The organism is Streptomyces sp. Q6 (genome assembly GCF_036967205.1).
Lineage (GTDB): Bacteria > Actinomycetota > Actinomycetes > Streptomycetales > Streptomycetaceae > Streptomyces > Streptomyces citrinus.
The window spans coordinates 756,557-774,488 of sequence record NZ_CP146022.1 but is presented as its reverse complement, the minus strand read 5'-3'; the positions used below and the strand labels follow the sequence as shown (position 1 = coordinate 774,488).

General features: G+C 72.9%; 18 protein-coding genes. 8 read left to right on the top strand and 10 right to left on the bottom strand.

Features of this window, described 5'->3' with window-relative positions; genetic code table 11:
- Nucleotides 1–112: 112 nt before the first annotated feature.
- Complete coding sequence (locus V2W30_RS03750; RefSeq protein WP_338693632.1) at nucleotides 113–1,630, bottom strand: MFS transporter; 1,518 nt, start codon at nucleotides 1,628–1,630, stop codon at nucleotides 113–115.
- A gap of 87 nt (nucleotides 1,631–1,717) precedes the next feature.
- Here V2W30_RS03750 and V2W30_RS03745 point away from each other — a divergent pair, with 87 nt between their 5' ends.
- Entirely contained in the window at nucleotides 1,718–2,149 is a 432-nt protein-coding gene (locus V2W30_RS03745) for a MarR family transcriptional regulator (protein ID WP_338693631.1), read from the top strand.
- 45 nt (nucleotides 2,150–2,194) lie between these two features.
- On the opposite strand, the gene V2W30_RS03740 is transcribed toward V2W30_RS03745, so the two are convergent.
- The 3 genes from V2W30_RS03740 to V2W30_RS03730 form a co-directional block, all read right to left on the bottom strand.
- Complete coding sequence (locus V2W30_RS03740) at nucleotides 2,195–2,938, bottom strand: maleylpyruvate isomerase family mycothiol-dependent enzyme (protein ID WP_338693630.1); 744 nt, start codon at nucleotides 2,936–2,938, stop codon at nucleotides 2,195–2,197.
- Between the two features lie 51 nt (nucleotides 2,939–2,989).
- Nucleotides 2,990–4,192 (bottom strand): MFS transporter, encoded by a 1,203-nt coding sequence (locus V2W30_RS03735; protein ID WP_425244477.1) that lies wholly within the window; start codon nucleotides 4,190–4,192, stop codon nucleotides 2,990–2,992.
- 129 nt (nucleotides 4,193–4,321) lie between these two features.
- Nucleotides 4,322–5,101 carry a DeoR/GlpR family DNA-binding transcription regulator gene (locus tag V2W30_RS03730; protein WP_338693628.1) on the bottom strand — a complete coding sequence of 260 codons (780 nt, stop codon included), beginning with the start codon at nucleotides 5,099–5,101 and terminating at the stop codon, nucleotides 4,322–4,324.
- 154 nt (nucleotides 5,102–5,255) lie between these two features.
- Between V2W30_RS03730 and V2W30_RS03725 the strand changes: the two genes are divergently transcribed.
- From V2W30_RS03725 to V2W30_RS03715, 3 genes are all read left to right on the top strand, one after another.
- Nucleotides 5,256–6,140, top strand: coding sequence for a sugar isomerase (locus tag V2W30_RS03725; RefSeq protein ID WP_338693627.1), 885 nt, complete (start codon nucleotides 5,256–5,258; stop codon nucleotides 6,138–6,140).
- Nucleotides 6,141–6,183: 43 nt separating this feature from the next.
- Nucleotides 6,184–7,035, top strand: coding sequence for a class II fructose-bisphosphate aldolase (locus tag V2W30_RS03720; protein ID WP_338693626.1), 852 nt, complete (start codon nucleotides 6,184–6,186; stop codon nucleotides 7,033–7,035).
- Nucleotides 7,036–7,150: 115 nt separating this feature from the next.
- Nucleotides 7,151–8,407 (top strand): ROK family protein, encoded by a 1,257-nt coding sequence (locus V2W30_RS03715; RefSeq protein WP_338693624.1) that lies wholly within the window; start codon nucleotides 7,151–7,153, stop codon nucleotides 8,405–8,407.
- Between the two features lie 476 nt (nucleotides 8,408–8,883).
- Here V2W30_RS03715 and V2W30_RS03710 read toward each other — a convergent pair whose 3' ends face one another.
- The 4 genes from V2W30_RS03710 to V2W30_RS03695 are packed head-to-tail and all read right to left on the bottom strand — an operon-like array spanning nucleotide 8,884 to nucleotide 11,419.
- Nucleotides 8,884–9,798: a phosphotriesterase gene (locus tag V2W30_RS03710; RefSeq protein ID WP_338693622.1), complete on the bottom strand. Its 915-nt coding sequence runs from the start codon at nucleotides 9,796–9,798 to the stop codon at nucleotides 8,884–8,886.
- Nucleotides 9,792–10,388 (bottom strand): DUF4865 family protein, encoded by a 597-nt coding sequence (locus V2W30_RS03705; protein ID WP_338693621.1) that lies wholly within the window; start codon nucleotides 10,386–10,388, stop codon nucleotides 9,792–9,794. Before V2W30_RS03705 ends, V2W30_RS03710 begins: the two co-directional genes overlap by 7 nt.
- A 16-nt stretch (nucleotides 10,389–10,404) precedes the next feature.
- Nucleotides 10,405–10,806, bottom strand: a complete 402-nt coding sequence (locus V2W30_RS03700; protein WP_338693619.1) for a (R)-mandelonitrile lyase — start codon at nucleotides 10,804–10,806, stop codon at nucleotides 10,405–10,407.
- 10 nt (nucleotides 10,807–10,816) lie between these two features.
- Nucleotides 10,817–11,419, bottom strand: coding sequence for a TetR/AcrR family transcriptional regulator (locus V2W30_RS03695; protein WP_338693617.1), 603 nt, complete (start codon nucleotides 11,417–11,419; stop codon nucleotides 10,817–10,819).
- Nucleotides 11,420–11,608: 189 nt separating this feature from the next.
- On the opposite strand from V2W30_RS03695, the gene V2W30_RS03690 reads away from it, so the two are divergent.
- Genes V2W30_RS03690 through V2W30_RS03680 form a run of 3 tightly spaced genes read left to right on the top strand, consistent with a single transcriptional unit; the run spans nucleotide 11,609 to nucleotide 15,266 of the window.
- Complete coding sequence (locus V2W30_RS03690; RefSeq protein ID WP_338703466.1) at nucleotides 11,609–11,902, top strand: SHOCT domain-containing protein; 294 nt, start codon at nucleotides 11,609–11,611, stop codon at nucleotides 11,900–11,902.
- The gene (locus tag V2W30_RS03685; protein WP_338693615.1) at nucleotides 11,899–12,708 is read left to right on the top strand and encodes an ABC transporter ATP-binding protein; all 810 of its coding nucleotides are present in this window, start codon (nucleotides 11,899–11,901) and stop codon (nucleotides 12,706–12,708) included. The genes V2W30_RS03690 and V2W30_RS03685 overlap by 4 nt, the downstream gene beginning before the upstream one ends.
- Nucleotides 12,705–15,266, top strand: a complete 2,562-nt coding sequence (locus V2W30_RS03680) for an ABC transporter permease (protein ID WP_338693614.1) — start codon at nucleotides 12,705–12,707, stop codon at nucleotides 15,264–15,266. The genes V2W30_RS03685 and V2W30_RS03680 overlap by 4 nt, the downstream gene beginning before the upstream one ends.
- 56 nt (nucleotides 15,267–15,322) lie before the next feature.
- Here V2W30_RS03680 and V2W30_RS03675 read toward each other — a convergent pair whose 3' ends face one another.
- Nucleotides 15,323–15,814 carry an ATP-binding protein gene (locus V2W30_RS03675; protein WP_338693613.1) on the bottom strand — a complete coding sequence of 164 codons (492 nt, stop codon included), beginning with the start codon at nucleotides 15,812–15,814 and terminating at the stop codon, nucleotides 15,323–15,325.
- Nucleotides 15,815–16,034: 220 nt separating this feature from the next.
- Nucleotides 16,035–16,349: a hypothetical protein gene (locus V2W30_RS03670; protein WP_338693612.1), complete on the bottom strand. Its 315-nt coding sequence runs from the start codon at nucleotides 16,347–16,349 to the stop codon at nucleotides 16,035–16,037.
- A 373-nt stretch (nucleotides 16,350–16,722) separates the two neighbouring features.
- On the opposite strand from V2W30_RS03670, the gene V2W30_RS03665 reads away from it, so the two are divergent.
- Entirely contained in the window at nucleotides 16,723–17,820 is a 1,098-nt protein-coding gene (locus tag V2W30_RS03665; RefSeq protein ID WP_338703465.1) for a PLP-dependent cysteine synthase family protein, read from the top strand.
- The last annotated feature ends 112 nt before the right edge of the window (nucleotides 17,821–17,932 follow it).

The window sequence follows — 17,932 nt, the reverse complement described above, 5'->3', positions numbered from 1 at the left end:
CAGCAGGAAGACGGCACCGGCAGGGAGTGCTCCGGTCGCGAGGAGAAGCGGCGCGGGGCCCGCAGGCGAGTGTGTCGCCTGCGGGCCCCGTCCCCCGAACACGCCGCCGTGGTCAGTCCCGTACCGCGACCGGCTCCTCGGCGGCCTGTACCGGCGCGGACTGCACGACCACGAGCGACTCCTGCGGACGCCGGGCGCGCACACCGGTCAGCGTGACCAGCAGGCCCACCAGGGCGACCGCCGTGATCACCACCAGTCCGGGCCGGAAGCTGTCGAGGACCGCCTGCGGCGAGGAGCCCTCGGGGGCGTTCGCCGTGACGACGGCGGTCACCACCGCGAGGAAGATCGCGCCGCCGACCTGCACGGACGTGTTGAGCAGGCCGGAGACCATGCCCTGCTCGTCGTCGTGCACGCCGTTCGTGGCCTGGATGTTGAGCGAGGGGAAGACCAGCGCGCAGGCCGCGCCGATCAGCAGCATCGTGGGCAGGATGACGGCCGCGTAGACCGGGTCGAGGTTGATGCGGAGGAAGAGGGCGTAGCCGACGACCATGAGCGCGAAGCCGACCGCGATCACCCGCGGGGTGCCGAAGCGGTCCACGATCGCGCCGACCTTCGTCGACGACAGCGCCACCAGGGCGCCCGCCGGCAGGAACGCGAGGGCCATGCTCAGCGCCGACCAGCCGAGCAGGGACTGGAGGTAGAGCGTCGCGAGGAACTGGAAGCTCACGTACGAGCCGAAGAAGGTCATGGCGCCGATCTGCGCGCGGATCTGGGTGCCGGAGCGCAGTACGCCGAGCCGGATCAGCGGCCCCGGCGAGCGCCGCTCGATCCGTACGAACACGGCGAACAGGACGGCGACGGCCAGGAACGAGAGCAGCGTGCGGGGCGAGCCCCAGCCGGCCTCGGGTGCCTCGACCACCGTGAAGACCAGCAGCAGCATAGAGAGCGTGCCGGTGATGGCGCCGGGGACGTCGTAACCGCGGTGGTTCTCCTCCTTGGCGCTGTGCGGGATGAGCTTGAGGCCGAGCAGCAGGGCGATCACCGCGATCGGCGCGGGCAGCAGCATGGTCAGGCGCCAGCTCGCCTCCGTCAGCAGGCCGGAGAGGACGAGGCCCATGGAGAAGCCGGTGGCGGCGCAGGTGGTGTAGATGGACAGGGCGCGGTTGCGGACCGGGCCCTCGGCGAACGTGGTCGTGATGATGGACAGGCCGGCCGGCGCGGTGAACGCGGCGCTGAGGCCCTTGATGAAGCGGCTCGCGATGAGCAGCGGTCCGGAGTCGACGAGCCCGCCGAGCAGTGAGGCGAGCGCGAAGACGGCGAGTGCGATCAGGAAGACACGGCGCCGCCCGAGCAGGTCGGCCGCGCGGCCACCGAGGAGCAGCAGGCCGCCGTAGCCCAGGATGTAGCCGCTGACGACCCACTGGAGGGTCGACGTCGACAGGCCGAGTTCCGAGCCGATCGAGGGCAGCGCGACGCCGACCATCGAGACGTCGAGCGCGTCGAGGAACATCGCGGCGCAGAGCACGAGGAGGGTTCCCCACAGACGCGGGGACCAGCGCTCCTGGTGCGCTGCGGAGTGCTCCGGGGACGACGGAGCGGACGCCGGGGCGTCGGTGAGCGGAGAGGTCATGCGGAGCACAGTACATGCACATGCATTGACTGCAAGTGCATTTAATTCCGATGCAACAAACGGCGTCTTTTCTGCTACGGTGCGGTCATGGCGGCACAGAAGTCGGAAGCGGAGCCCTCGTCGGGCCTCGTGGATCAGTGGCGGGACATCCTCGCGGTACACGCGCGCACCATGTGCGAGCTCGATCGCGCGCTGCACCGGCACGGCCTGGGCGCCAGTGACTTCGAAGTGCTCGACGTGCTCGCCGAGGGCGCGCCGGAGGACGGTATCTCCGGCTTCCGGGTGCAGGAGATCGCCGGACAGGTGCACCTCAGCCAGAGCGCCCTGTCCCGTCTGATCGGCCGCCTGGAGAAGGACGGCCTCGTGGAGCGCGGCATGTGCAGCGAGGACCGGCGCGGGGTGCGCGTCTGTCTCACGCCGAAGGGCCGTGACCTGCACGCGCGAGTACGGCCGCTCCAGAGGGCCGTGCTCGGCCGGATGCTGGAGCCGTCCGGCGAATCCGGTGCGGCCGACGCCTGACGGCCCGCGCGACCTGCCGCCTGCGTGCAGGCCCCCTGGCGTGGCTCAGATTCCCGAACGCTCGCGCCACAGTGCGGCGAGCGCGGCGTCACCGCTCACGTCCGGCAGCGGCAGCCGGTTCCACAGCGCCAGGTAGAGCCGGGCCGCGGGGCCCGACACCTCGCAGTCCGCGTCGCCCACCGCGCCGCGCACCGTCACGGGTGGCTCCTCGGTGATCCGCACCGTCCACACGGCGTCGTCCACGTCCGTCGCGCGGACCCGCAGCACCCGCGGCACGTCCGAACGCACCCGGCTGCGCGCCCGCGCGTGGAAGCCGGTCAGCAGTTCGTCGATGCCGTCCGCCCCGAACTCCGCCGAGATCGCCTCCGGTCGGGCCTGCTCGGCGGGGTTCAGCGCCGACCGCGCGTCCACGCTGTGCACGGTCGTCTCGTGGGCCTGGCGCCGCGCCCAGAAGGCGAGCGGTGAAGGGGCGGGCAGGAAGGCCCAGCACTCCAGCCCGGGATCGGCGTTCGTCAGCGTATCGACGAGGTGGCGGTGTCCCTCCCGGAACCATGCGAGCAGCGCGTCGCCGTCGAGGTCGGCCCGCTCGGTCAGCGGGAGCGGCCGCGCGGAGCCCTGCTCGACGTGCGAGGCGGCCCACCGGTGCACCGCGCCCTGATGGCGCAGCAGGTCGCGCACCTGCCAGTCGGGACAGGCTGCCACCTTCGCGTCGACGCCCGCCTCCTCGGCGGCGGCCGCGAGCGACCGGCCCTGCGTGTCGACGATCTGAATGTGCTCGGCGATTTCCATGGGGGCGAGTCTGCCGGGTGGAGCGTGCTCGAACCCAGGGGATTTCACGGGTCACACGGTGGCGGACCGCCGTGTCGCGAACCCGATCGTCGCCGCCACCGCCGCGAGCAGCGCCACGCTCGTCAGCGCCGCGGGCAGCGAGAACCAGTCCGCCATGAAGCCGATCGCCGGCGGGCCGAGCAGCATCCCGCCGTAGCCGAGCGTGGACGCGGCGGCGACGCCGGTCGGGCCCGCGAGCGCCCCGGCCCGCTCGACCGCGACGGGGAAGATGTTCGCGAGCCCGAGCCCCGTGATCGCGAACCCGACGAGGGCGAGCCACGCCCACGGCGCCAGCGAACCGAGCAGCATCCCGGCCGCGCCCGTCGCGCCGCCGAAGACCACCGTCCGTGCCCTGCCGAGCCGTTCGAGCAGCGACGTGCCGCTGAGCCGGCCGATCGTCATGGCGAACGCGAAGCACGAGTAACTGGCGGCGGCGACGCCCGGGTGGGCGTGCAGGTCCTGCTCCATGTGCAGGGCGCTCCAGTCGGCGAGGGCCCCTTCGCCGTACGCCGTGCACAGGGCGATGAGGCCGAAGACCAGGACGAGGCCGCGTACGCGACGGTCGATCGGGCGTGATCCTGCCGGAGTCCGTATACCTTCCGGCGGGCGGGGCGCGGGCGTGCGCAGCAGGGTCGGCGCCGTCACCGCCGTGACCACCAGGCCGATGACCGTGATGCCCAGCAGGTGCCGGGTGGGGGAGAGATGCGCGGCGACGAGGCCGCCGAGGCCGGATCCGACCATGCCGCCGAGGCTGAACGCCGCGTGGAAGCTCGGCATGACCGGGCGGCGCAGGGCGGCGACGAGATCGACGGCCGCGCTGTTCATCGCCACGTTGATACCGCCGTACGCCGCTCCGAACGCCAGCAGGACGAGTCCGAGGGCGAGCGGAGAGTGCGTCAGCGGCGGGAGCAGGACCGTCAGGGGGAGCAGGACGCCGCAGGCCACGGTGACCGCGTGGCTGCCGAAGCGGCGGCACAGCCGCCCGGTCAGCATCATCGTGACGACGGCGCCGGCCGACACCCCGAGCAGGGCGAGCCCGAGTTGGCTCGCGGACGCCCCGGTCTGCTCCTTGATCGCGGGGATGCGGACCACCCAGCCCGCGAAGACGAATCCGTCGAGGGCGAAGAAGACGGTGAGGGCGACGCGCAGGCGGGTCAGGGAGGCGGGGCGTGGGCCGTCGGCGCTGACGGTTCCCAGTTTGTTTAGTAGCGACACAAAGTCAGGTTAGGTGCGGAAAGCGGCGGGGGACAAGGGGGTTGCCGGTGTGCGCCATGGCACACGAAAGGGCGCGCGGTGCCTGCGCACCACGCGCCCTCGCCCGAAGCTCTGCGCGCCGGTCCGGCCTCAGACGGCGACGACCTGAAGCCCCGCCTCCGCGAACCGCGCGAGGGTCTCCTTGTCGGCGGCCGTGTCCGTGACCAGGATGTCCACCTGCTCCACCGCGCAGATCCGGGCGAACGCCCGGTGGCCCAGCTTGCTGGAGTCCGCCGCGACGATCACGCGCTCCGCCCGCTCGCACAGCAGCCGGTTGATCGCGGCCTCCGCCTCGTCGTGCGCGGACGCGCCGTGCGTGACATCGAGACCCACGACGCCGAGCACCGCGGTGTCCAGCGTGATCTGGCTCAGCACCCCGTCGGCGAGCGGACCGATCAACTCGTACGACTGCGCGCGGGCGACGCCGCCGGTCAGCACGATCTTGAACTGGGGCCGTACGGCCAGCTCGTTGGCGATGTTCAGGGCGTTCGTGACGATCGTCAGGGCGGGGGTGCCGGAGGCGAGGTCGGGGCGGACGGCGAGCGCCCGCGCGACCTCGGTCGTGGTCGTGCCGCCGGTCAGGCCCACCGCCTCGCCGGGCGACAGGAGCTCGCCGACGGCCTTGGCGATGCGCTGCTTCTCGGCGGCGCCCAGCGCGGTCTTGTAGCGCAGCGGCAACTCGTAGCTGACGCCGTGCACGACCGCGCCGCCGCGCGTGCGTACCAGCATCTGCTGCTCGGCGAGCTGGTCGAAGTCGCGGCGGATCGTCGCGGCGGACACGCCCAGTTCGCCCGCCGCCTCCTCCACGTCGAGACGGCCGCGCTCGACGAGCAGTTCGAGGAGGGACTTCCACCGGGCGTCGCGGGACATCCGCGGCCTCCAATCGTCGTACGACTCGTCATGTGTCCGCACAGACCCTAGCCCGTGTGCGCGCGAATGCTTGATTGTGATTGAAAGCTCGCTATATCTTGCACGAACAAGCATGCAGTTCTGGGGCGACATCGATCGGGGAGTGGGGCACGGCATGAGCCATGTCGAGAACGAGCTGACCAGCCAGCCGGAGTGCTGGACGCGTGGCGCGGACCTGGCCGCGCGGCACGAGGCGGCGCTGCCGGCCGCGGGGGAGCGGGTCGCGATCGTCGGCTGCGGCACCTCGTGGTTCATGGCCCAGGCCGCGGCCGCGCTGCGCGAACAGGCCGGGCAGGGCGAGACGGACGCCTTCGCCGCGTCGGAGTTCCCGGCCGGGCGCCGCTACGACCGGGTGGTCGCGCTCACCCGCTCCGGCACCACCACCGAGGTCCTCGACCTCCTCGCCGCCCTCAAGGGGACGACACCGACGACCGCGGTCACGGGCGACCCGGACACGCCGATCCGGACGGCCGCCGACGACCTCGTCGTGCTCGACTTCGCCGACGAGAAGTCCGTCGTGCAGACCCGCTTCGCCACGACCGCGCTCACTCTGCTCCGGGCCCACCTCGGCCTGCACACCGAGCAGGCCGTCGCCGACGCGCGCACCGCGCTCGCCGAGCCGCTGCCCGAAGGCCTCGTGGACTGCGACCAGTTCACGTTCCTGGGACGCGGCTGGACGGTCGGCCTCGCCAACGAGGCGGCGCTGAAGATGCGCGAGGCGTCCCTGTCGTGGACCGAGGCGTACCCCGCGATGGAGTACCGCCACGGCCCCATCAGCGTCACCACGTCCGGCACCGCCACCTGGATGCTGGGCGAGGCCCCCGAGGGCCTCGCCGAGGAGGTCGCCGGGACCGGCGCGCTCTGGATCGAGGGCGGCCTCGACCCGCTCGCCGAACTCGTCCGCGCACAGCGCCTCGCCGTCGCCGTCGCGGCCCGCCGCGGCCTCGACCCCGACCAGCCGCGCCACCTCACCCGCTCCGTCATCCTCACCGACAACTGACCGCTGTCGACCAGGACCAGAGAGACCTGAGAAGGGAGAGACCGTGCCCCTCGCCACCACAGGGACGCTCGTCGGTGCCGCGGCGGACCGGCGCGGCGCCGTCGCCGCGTTCAACGTCATCACCCTCGAACACGTCGAGGCAGTCGTCGCGGGCGCCGAGGCCGTCGACGCGCCCGTCATCCTCCAGATCAGCGAGAACGCCGTCCGCTACCGCTACGGCCGCCTCCTGCCGCTGGCCCGCGCGGCCGCGTCCGTCGCCGAGGGGGCGGGCGTCGACGTCGCCCTCCACCTCGACCACGTCCAGAGCGACGACCTGCTGCGGCAGGCCGTCGACGCCGGGTTCAGCTCCGTGATGTACGACGCCGCGCGGCTGCCCTACGACGAGAACCTCGCCGCGACCCGCGCCGCCGCCGACTGGGGGCACGCCAACGGCCTGTGGGTGGAGGCCGAACTGGGCGAGGTCGGCGGCAAGGACGGGGCGGCGCCGCTGGACGCGCATGCCCCGGGCGCCCGCACCGACCCCGGTGAGGCCCGCGCCTACGTCTCCGACGCGGGCGTCGACGCCCTCGCCGTCGCCATCGGCTCCTCGCACGCCATGACCACCCGCACCGCCGCCCTCGACCACGACCTGCTGAAGCGGCTCGCCGACGGCCTCGACGTGCCGCTCGTCCTGCACGGCTCGTCGGGCGTCCCGGACGGCGAACTCACCGAGGCGGTCCGCGGCGGCATCGCCAAGGTCAACGTCGGTACGGCCCTGAACATCGCGATGACCGCCGCCATACGGGAGTTCCTCGCGACGCACCCGGACGCGGTCGACTCCCGCAAGTACCTCACCGTCGGACGCGAGGCGATGACCCGTACGGTCAGCGAGCTGATCGGGGTGGTACGGGGCTGACGCCCGCGGTGCGGCCCCGCGCCCGCCTCCCGGTACCCGGGGTCACCTCCGGGCCGGGGGGCGACGTCGTTCACCGGCTACCATTCCAGACCGTGATCAGGGCGAGGAGTTGCTGATGGGCGGCAGGGCGGCCTCCGGGAGCGGGAACCACACGGCGGGCGACGGTGCCGCGCGGCCACCGCGTCTGGAGCGGGGCCGCAGCGCGCTCGGTCCCGCGCTCGAACTCGTCCACACCGGACGTGCGCCGACCCGCGCCGTACTCACCGCCGAACTGGGGGTGACCCGCGCCACGGCCGGCGCGGTCGCCGCCGAACTGGAGGCCCTCGGCCTCATCCGCATCGACGCGAAGCCGAGCGCCGCCGCGGGTTCCCAGGGCCGTCCCTCGCACCGCCTCTCCGTCGCGGAGGACGGGCCCGTAGCGCTCGCCGCCCAGGTCCACTCGGACGGCTACCGCGCGGCCCTCGTCGGACTCGGCGGGCACATCGTCGCCACCACGCCCGGCTGCGAGATCATCGACCCGGACCCGGCGGACGTGCTGCGCTCCGTGGTCGAAGCGGGCGTCCGGCTCCTGGAGAGCACCGGGCGGCGCTGTGTCGGCGCCGGGCTCGCCGTGCCGTCCGCCGTCGCCGAACCCGACGGCACCGCGCTGAACCCGCTGCACCTGGCCTGGCCGGTCGGCGCCCCGGTCCGCCAGATCTTCGCCGACTGCGTACGCGAAGCGGGGCTGCCCACCCCGGCGTTCGCCGCGAACGACGTCAACCTCGGCGCCCTCGCCGAACACCGGCACGGCGCCGGACGCGGCGCGAGGGACCTGCTCTGCGTCGCCACCGGACACCGCGGTGTGGGCGGCGCCCTGGTGCTCGACGGCCGCCTGCACTCGGGCAGTTCGGGCCTCGCCCTGGAGGTCGGCCACCTCACCGTCAACCCCGAGGGCCGGCCCTGCCACTGCGGCAGCCGCGGGTGTCTCGACGTCGAGGCCGACCCGCTCGCCTTCCTCGCGGAGGCGGGCCGCACCCCCGGCCCCGAGCGCTCCCTCCTGGAACAGGCCCGCGACCTGCTCACCCAGGCCAAGGACGACCCGGGGGTGCGCCGGGCCACCGAGGCCCTCATCGACCGGCTCGGCCTCGGCCTCGCGGGACTGGTCAACATCCTCAACCCGGACCGCATCATCCTCGGCGGACTGCACCGCGCCCTCCTGGACGCCGACCCGGAGCGGCTGCGCGCCGTCGTGGCCGACCGCAGCCTGTGGGGGCGCAGCGGCGGCGTGCCGATCCTGGCGTGCACGCTCGACCACAACAGCCTGGTCGGCGCAGCCGAGTTGGCGTGGCAGCCGGTCCTCGACGATCCGCTGGGCGCGCTCACGGCGGGCTGACCCGGCGGAGCGCTCGCCGCCAGCGGCTGGGCAGGAACTCAGGTCTCCGCCCGGTCTCCAGAGACGCCGGCCGTCAGCCTTTGGGCGACCGGTCTCCGACCGTCAGCCTTCGGGCGACTGGTCTCCGACCGTCAGCCTTCGGGCGGCCGGTCTCTGGCCGTCAGCCTTCGGGCGGCCGGTCTCTGGCCGTCAGCCTTCGGGCGGCCGGTCTCCGACCGCCGGCCTCCGGACGGCCGCCCTTCCAGCCGCTGACCTTGGGACGACCGGTCTCCGACCGCCGGCCTTCGGGCGGCCGGCCTTCCAGCCGCTGACCTTGGGACGACCGGTCTCCGACCGCCGGCCTCCGGACGGCCGGCCTTCCAGCCGCTGACCTCCGGACCGCCGGGCCGCGGAACCGTCCAGTCTCCGGACTGCTGGGCCGTCCGGTCGCCGGGCCCCAGACCGTCCATCCTCAAGGACTCAGCCCACCGGAACCGTCACGCCCACTCCACCGCGAACGCTCGCGCCGGGTTCGCGACCAGTACCCGCCGCACCCCCTCCTCGCCCAGCGACTCCTCCAGGCGCGGCCGCACCCGGCGCAGCAGGTACGGCATGCCGGGCCCACCGCTCACCGAACGCGCCCCGGCGCTCGTCGTGTCGCCGCCGAGCAGCAGTCGGTCCGCGTATCCGCCGGCGGCGAGCGCCGCCATCGCGTCCGGCATCCGCCAGTCGGTGGCGTGGTTGGCCCGCGACGGCCCGTCGAAGGCCAGATAGGCGCCGGACCGCGCGGCCTCCCGGTGCGCCACGACGTCGGGCGACCGATTGAGGTGACCGAGGATCACCCGGTGCGCCGGCACCTCCAACTCCCCGCACAGCAGGTCGAGTACGTCCAGCGCGCCCGTGCCCAGCTCATGGTGGACGGCGATCGGCGCCCCGGTCGCGTGATGCGCCTCGGCCGCCGCCCGCATCGTCCACCGCGCGTGCGTGTCGAGCGCGTGGAACCCTCCGGCGACCTTGATCAGACCCGCCCGTACGCCACTGCCCGCGATGCCCTCCGTGAGCTCGCGCACGAAGACCTCGGCGAGATCGTCGGCCCGCCGCGCGAGCGACTCCGGTGTGTAGTGGGCGGCTTGGTGCAGCCCGGTCGCCGCCACGATCCGCACCCCGGTCGTCGCCGCCAGCGCGGGCAGCTCCGCGGCGCGCCGCCCGAGACCGTACGGCGTCCACTGCACGACGGTCCCGCCGCCCACCGCCGCGTAGGACTCCAACTCCCGCCGCGCGAGGTCCACGTCGTCCAACTCCTGCCCCGGCAGCAGCGGGCTGCGGAAGAAGAGATGGTCGTGCGAGTCGACCACGCCCAACTGCCCCGGATCCAGGTCCCCTTGGACGCTGCGGACGGTCGCGTTCACCACTGCCTCCCCGGAGTCAGTGCGTCGCGCCCGGGATCGGACAGGTGAAGCACCTGGTAGAGGTCGCCGGGTGCTGTCGGCGCCGCGTGGTCCCAGACGGAGAAGCTCACCAGCTCCCAGGTGCGCGGGTCGACGACGGAAGAGGCGTACAACAAGCCGTCCTCGTCGCCGAGTTGGGCGGTCTCCCGAACCGACTCCGCGATCACGTCGGGAAGGTGGTCACCCGCGTGGCAGCCCGCGAGGAGCGGGGTGCGGCGCCGCACGGCGGCCCGTGCGGTACCCGCCCCGGCCGGCCCCTCCGCGTACGCCACGCCCGTCCAGTGCTGGACGACGGGCCGCCCGAAGTCGGCGACCACGCCCTGGAATCCGGGACCCCACAGGAAGGAGTTCATGCCCTGCGGGGTGTGCCACAGGTAGAAGGGCGCGTACTGGTTCACGGGCGAGCCGTCCACGCCGCGCTCCCGCATCAGGTACGCCTTGGCGCCGAGCCCCGGGAAGTCGTCCATCAGGTGACCCTTGGTCCGCACCCGGTCGCGGATGACGCCCATGTCGTAGTCGGCCGGCAACGTGATCTCGTACTGCATCGCCTGCACGGTGTGTCCCTCCGCCTCAGCGCGCCGGGGTGGCGTCGCCGTCGACGACATGGGCGCCCCAGCACGTCGTCGTCCCGTCCTCGGCGGCCTCGACGGTCGCCAGATGCGTCATGAACGTGTGCGGCCCCGCGCCGTGCCAGTGCCATTCGTCCGGCTCGATCCAGACGGTGTCGCCGGCCCGGATCACCTCCACCTCGCCGCCCTCGCGCCGCACGCGGCCCTCGCCCGCCAGGACGTGCAGGACCTGTCCGTGCGGATGGGTGTGCCAGGCGGTGTGCGCGCCGGGAGCGAAGTGCACGCTGAACATCCGCAGCCGGGAGGGGAGTTCGGGTGCGGCGACCTGGTCGAGCCAGACCGTGCCGGTGAAGTTGTCGGCCGGGCCCCGCAGCGATGCGGGGCGGGTGCGCGTGATGTGCACGGGGAAGTCCTCAGTCCTTCGGAAGGTCGGGGGAAGGGGTGCGAGAGGCGGCGGGGGAGGACGGGGAGAGGAGGGAGAGCAGGCCGCGTACGCCCATGTCGAACGCGTCCGTGCTGCCTGCGGCCCGCGCCAGGACGTAACCGCCCTGCACGGTCGCGACGATCGCCGCCGCGACATCGGCCGCCACCAGGTGCGGCGCGAACTCCCCGCCGTCGACGCCCTCTTGGACGACAACCGCGAGCCGGTCCTTGAGGTGGGCGATGGTCGCCTCGACCGGCGCGCGCAGCTCGTCGCTGGCGATCACGTCCGGGTCCATCGTCAGCCGCCCCACCGGGCAGCCGCGCAACACGTCGCGCTCGCGCAGCAGATACGCCTCGATCCGCTCGTACGCGGACCCGCCGGCGTCGAGCAGCCCGTCGATCATGGCCCGCATCTCCTCACCGGTGCGGGTGATCGCGGCGAGTGCGAGATCGCCCTTCCCGGTGAAGTGGTGGTACATGCTGCCCTGGCCGACGCCCGCGCGCTGGAGGATCGCCTTGGGGCTCGTGCCCACATAGCCGCGCTCCCACAACAGCTCACGGGTCGTCTCGATCAGCCGGTCCTGAGTGCTCATGAGCTCACCGTACATACTAGTAGTTACAGACGGCAAGGCCGGGGCCGACGCACGGGGGGAGCAGTCGGCGAGGGCTCCTGTACTCCCGCGGTGGTACGCGCACTGCCGCTGGCCGTACGACGACTCGGACCCCCCGGCGGCGCGACGCTCGACTCATCACACAACGACCCACTTCGGGAGATGAGTCAGATGCAGACCCTCGCGCACTTCGGCGGCGGCGGCCCCGGCCCGTGGATCCTTCTCTTCCCGCTGATCTGGGCGGCCGCGGTGGTCGGCGTCGTCACCCTGCTGCGCCGCACCGTCCGGCGCGGCCGCCGCGGACCGTGGCGCCCCGGCCCCCGCGTGGAGGAGCACTCGCCGATCGCCGTCCTCGGCCGCCGCTTCGCCGCCGGTGAGATCGACGAGGACGAGTACTGGCGCCGGCTGAGCGTCCTGAACGAGGAGTTCGGGCGGCACGCCGACACCAAGGGCGGTGCGGCATGACCACCGCGACGCTCACCGGGACCGCGGCGCGCGTCGAGAACGCCGTCAAGGTGTACGGGGCGGGCGACACCGCCGTCCGTGCCCTCGACGGCGTGAGCGTGGGCTTCCGCGCCGGACGGTTCACCGCGATCATGGGGCCGTCGGGCTCCGGCAAGTCGACCCTCATGCACTGCGCGGCGGGGCTCGACACGCTCAGCGAGGGCGCCGCGTACCTCGGCGACACCGATCTGAGCGCCCTCGACGACAAGCGCCTGACCCTGCTGCGGCGCGACCGCATCGGGTTCGTGTTCCAGGCCTTCAACCTGGTGCCGACGCTCACCGTCGCCGAGAACATCACGCTGTCGATCGACCTCGCGGGCGCCCGGCCCGACCGGGAGTGGCTCGACGCCCTCATCGACGTCGTCGGACTGCGCGACCGGCTGCACCACCGGCCCGCCGAACTCTCCGGCGGCCAGCAGCAACGCGTCGCCGTGGCACGGGCGTTCGCGGGCCGGCCCGACGTCGTCTTCGCCGACGAGCCCACCGGCAACCTCGACTCGCGCTCCGGCGGGGAGGTCCTCGGGCTGCTCGGCGACGCGGCCCGGCGCACCGGCCGCACCGTCGTCATGGTCACCCACGACCCGGTCGCCGCGGCCCACGCCGACGAGGTCGTCTTCCTCGCCGACGGGCGCCTCGTCGACCACATGGAACACCCCACCGCCGACCGGGTCCTCGACCGTATGAAGGCCTTCGACGGCGCCGCGTCGCACTCGCCCGGTCCGTCGGACCCGTCGCGCCCGTCACGACAGGAGGGCGGATCGTCATGAACGCCTCCGCACGCCTCAGTCTGAAGTCGCTTCTCGCGCACAAGCGCCGCTTCGCCGGAACGTTCACCGCCGTCCTGCTCGGCGTCGCGTTCCTCGCCGGCACCCTGGTCATGGGCGACACGCTGCGGGCGAGCTTCGACGCGCTGTTCGCCGGTGCCGGCAGCGGCACGGACGCCGTCGTGCGCAGCACCAACGTCATCACCACGCCCGGTGAGAGCCAGGGCACCCGGCAGCCGGTGCGGGCGTCCCTCGCGGACGACCTGGAGAAGGAGCCGGGCGTGGCCGCCGCCGTGCCCGTCATCCAGGGCGCGGGCCAGCTCGTCGGCGCGAACGGCGAGCCCATCGGCGGCCAGGGCCCGCCGACCCTCGCCGGCAACTGGATCGACGACCCGGACCTCAATGCGTACCAGCTCGCCGATGGGCGGGCGCCGCGCCAGAGCGGTGAGGTCGTCGTCAACCGGGGCGCCGCGAAGACCGGCGACCTGAAGATCGGCGACACCACCACCCTGCGCACCCCCGACCCGGTGAAGGTCACGATCGTCGGCCTCGCGACGTTCGGCGGCGAGGACGGCATGGCCCAGGTCACCTATACCGGCATGACCCGTGCCGACGCGGAGAAGTACCTCACCCCGAAGCCGGGCGAGGCCTCCACCATCCAGGTGCGGGCGGGGCCCGGCATCAGCCAGCGGGAGCTCGTCGACACGCTGAAGGGCGAGCTGCCCGACGGGATCGAGGCCCTCACCGGTCAGGAGTCGGCGCAGGAGAACACCGACATGATCTCCGGCCAGTTCCTGACCCTGTTCACCACCTTCCTCCTCGTGTTCTCCGGCATCGCGCTGCTCGTCGCGACGTTCTCGATCCACAACACCTTCGCGATCGTCGTGGCCCAACGCACCCGGGAGAACGCCCTGTTGCGGGCGCTCGGCGCGTCCCGCCGACAGGTGACCGCGTCGACGCTCGTCGAGGCGAGCGTCGTCGCCGTCCTCGCGTCGGCCGCCGGTCTCGCGGGCGGCATCGGGATCGCCGCCGGATTGCAGGCGCTCTTCCCCGCGATCGGATTCCCCTTCCCTGAAGGGGAGTTGGTGGTCAGTCCGCTGTCCCTGCTGCTGCCGCTGGCCGTCGGTGTCCTGGTCTGCCTGGGCTCGGCCCTGCTGCCCGCCCTGCGCGCGGGGCGCACCGCGCCACTGGCCGCGCTGCGCGAGACCACCGTCGACGCGTCGGGCGCCTCCCGCCGCCGCGCCGTCATCGGCACGGTCCTCGGCCTGGCCGCGCTCGCCATCACCCTGTTCGGTGTCCTCGCCGCTCCGTCCGTCACCCTCGCCGGCATCGGGGGCGTCCTGGTCCTCACGTCGTTCGTCGTCCTCGGACCGGTCGCGTCCACCCGGGCCGTACGGGTCCTCGGCAGCCCGCTCGACACGCTGCGCGGCGTCACCGGCGGACTCGCCCGCCGCAATGCCCTGCGCAGCCCGAAGCGGACCGCCGCCACGGCCGGCGCCCTGATGATCGGCGTCGCGGTGGTCTCCCTGTTCACCGTGTTCGGCGCCTCCCTCAAGGCGACCATGGACCAGACGGTCGACCGGTCCTTCGCGGGCGACGTCGCCGTCTCCACCCCGTCGTTCGGCGCGGGCGGCAGCGGCCTCAGCCCGAAACTCGCCCCCGCCCTCGCCCGGCAGCCCGAGGTCGCCACCGCCGTGGGCCTCGGCAAGGGCGTCGCGGACGTCGACGGCGAGGGGCGTGCCCTCACCGTCACCGACCCGAAGAAGCTCGCATCCGCCTTCGACCTCGGCACGGTCCAGGGCTCCCTGGACGACCTCGGCACGGACGGCCTGGCACTCACCCGGTCCGCGGCCGACGACGAACACCTCGCGCTCGGCGACCCGGTCCGGCTCGCGTTCACCGACGGCACGGAACGAACCTTCACCGTCCGCGCCGTCTACGGCCGCTCCGAACTCGTCGGCGACCACGTCATCACCCGCGAGGCCTGGGCTCCGCACCGCGCACAGGACTCCGACACGCTGATCTCCGTCACCTTCAAGGACGGCGTGAGCGACGCCGACGGCACCGCGGCCGTCGAGAAGGTGGCGGCGGCCTACGGCGACCCCGACGTACAGACGCGCGACGAGTACGCCCAGTCGTCCGCGGCCGGCATCGACATGATGCTCACCCTCGTCTACGCCCTGCTCGCGCTGGCCGTCCTGATCGCGCTGCTCGGCATCGCCAACACCCTGACCCTGGCGGTCCACGAGCGCACCCGCGAACTCGGACTGCTGCGCGCCGTCGGTCAGACCCGGCCCCAGTTGCGGGCCATGGTCCGCTGGGAGTCCGTCCTCGTCGCCGCGTTCGGCACGGTCGGCGGACTCGTCCTCGGCGGATTCCTCGGCTGGGTCCTGGTCAAGGCGTCGGACGGGGCGAGCGACAGCGCCTTCGCGTTCGCGCTGCCGCCCCTGCAACTCGCCGTCGTGGCGCTGGTCGGACTCGCCGCGGGCGCACTGGCGGGCCTGCGACCGGCCCGCAGGGCGGCACGCCTGGACGTCCTGCGCGCCATCGCAACGGAGTGACCCGCGCGCGGACGTCGTACGCGAGGTGACGTACGACAGCGGTGATCACCGCCCGGTCAGCCTGCGACGGCCGACCGGGCGGGAGCGCGTGTCCCGGCGTACGCGGTGGGCGCCGTCGCGTACACGGGGTACGGAGGCAGGGCGACCGCAGGGGAGGGGGCGGGCAGCGTGAACCAGACGACCTTGCCGCCGTCGCCGCTCGGCCTGACCCCCCAGCTCTCGCTGACCGAGGCGACCATCGACAGACCGCGGCCGCACGTCGCGAGCGGATCCGCGTCACGCACCTCAGGCAGCCGGGGGTCGTGGTCGTACACCGAGACCGTCAGCCGGTCCGGGTACAGCTCGATCTCCACGGTGCACATCTTGTCCGGCTCCGCGTGCCGGTGGACGTTGGTCAGTAGCTCGGTGACACCGAGTGCGGCCAGGTCGATCAACGGATCGAGATGCCAGTAGCGCAATTGCGCCGATACGATTCTGCGGACCTGACCGATCCGCGACGGCAGGGCTTGGAGCTCCACCGTGCAATGCCTGCTCGGCTGGCTGATCACGGCTGCGACTCCCCGAATGAGGTCCGGAAGAAGACGAGTACGGATCGAGCGGTACGACCACGCTGTGACAGGACCGCCCGCTGCGTGTGTCCGGCGGGCTGGTTCGCAGCGTCATCGCCGGTAAACCCTGAGTAGTGATGTGTGACCAGAGTGACCCAGGGGGTGCGGGCGTGCAACTTCGACCGCTGCGAAGCGCGGCTGCCGACCGGAAACCGTGGAGCTATGTGGGGCGCGCGGTGGCCCGGCGCACAGCCTCGATGAAACGGCGGGCGGCCGGTGGTCCCGCCTCGCCGGACTGGCCGCCGAGCCGGAGCAGATACCGCCTGCCGTCGACCTCGGCCGTCGCGCGGTCCTCGGAGCCGAACCAGGGCTTGCCCGCCCGGACTTCACCCAGTGGCGCGCTGTCGATCTCACTGCCGTAACTCGTGAGCAGCTCCAGCCTGCCCCCCTTGATCCGGACCTGACCGGCCCGGGTCAGCGAGCGCAGCCGCCGCCCGATCCGCACGCCCGTCGCCGTGAACTCCGGCTCCGCCATGCCGTGTCGCCCCCTCGATGCGTTGGTGCCGTGCAGTCTGCACGCACGTGGCCAGGAGCACCAGTGCCCTTGTGGACGCGGTGTGAAGCATCGGGCGCAATCGGAATGTGCGCCCCCTCGCACGCGCGTTCCCCCGTGCTGCCAGGCGTGCCTTTGAGGCCCTCAAAGGCGTGTTTATGCAGGTGAGAAGCGTGCGGAAGGTGTCTATGATCGAGGCGTCCGGCCGATTGCGGCCGGTGCCGTGCCGGTCCGCCGTGCGCCCTCGTGTCCGGGGCCCCGCCCGGGGCCGACGCTCGGAACGACGTGAAGGAGCCGCGCGGTGAGCACCATCGAACAAGGCCACCCTGTGGGCGACGGCGGAGCCGGCGAACCGATGCCGACGCTCGACGTCGACCACACGGACGCCGACTACCGCGCCTGGCTCAAAGAAGCCGTCCGCAAGGTCCAGGCCGACAGCAACCGCTCGGCCGACACCCACCTGCTGCGCTTCCCCCTCCCTGAGCACTGGGGCATCGACCTCTATCTCAAGGACGAGTCGACGCACCCGACGGGCAGCCTCAAGCACCGCCTGGCCCGCTCCCTCTTCCTGTACGGCCTGTGCAACGGCTGGATCCGCCCGGGGCGCCCGGTGATCGAGGCGTCCAGCGGCTCGACGGCCGTCTCCGAGGCCTACTTCGCGAAGCTGATCGGTGTCCCCTTCATCGCGGTGATGCCGCGTACGACCAGCGCCGAGAAGTGCCGACTGATCGAATTCCACGGCGGGCAGTGCCACTTCGTGGACGACTCCCGGACGATGTACGAGGAATCGGCCGCGCTCGCCGACCGCACCGGCGGCCACTACATGGACCAGTTCACGTACGCGGAGCGGGCCACGGACTGGCGCGGCAACAACAACATCGCCGAGTCGATCTACCGGCAGATGGAGCTGGAGCGCTATCCGCACCCGACGTGGATCGTCGCGACCGCGGGCACCGGAGGCACCTCGGCGACCCTCGCCCGCTATGTGCACTACATGCAGCACGACACCCGCATCTGCGTCGCCGACCCGGAGAACTCCTGCTTCTTCGAGGGCTGGACGACGGACAACTGCGACGCGACGAGCGACTGCGGCTCCCGGATCGAGGGCATCGGCCGCCCGCGCATGGAGCCGAGCTTCGTGCCCGGCGCCATCGACCGGATGATGAAGGTCCCGGACGCGGCGAGCGTCGCGGCGGTCCGCGCCCTGGAGGCCGCCATCGGCCGCAAGGCGGGCGGCTCGACCGGTACGGGCCTGTGGAGCGCCCTCAAGATCGTCGCGGAGATGGTGGCGCAGGGGAGCCGGGGCAGTGTGGTGACCCTGCTGTGCGACCCGGGCGACCGCTACCTGGACAAGTACTACTCCGACGCATGGCTGGAGCAGCAGGGCTTGGACATCCGCCCGTACACGGAGGCGATCGACCTTCTCCTGGAGACGGGCCGGTGGCCGGGCTAGGGCCCGTCCGGCGGACCCGGTCGTATCGGGGATCCGTGCGCGGTCCCGGCGGAGCCTGAACGGCGGGACGACGTGCTCGGCGAGAAGCGCGCCCCTGTGCGTGACCGCGGAG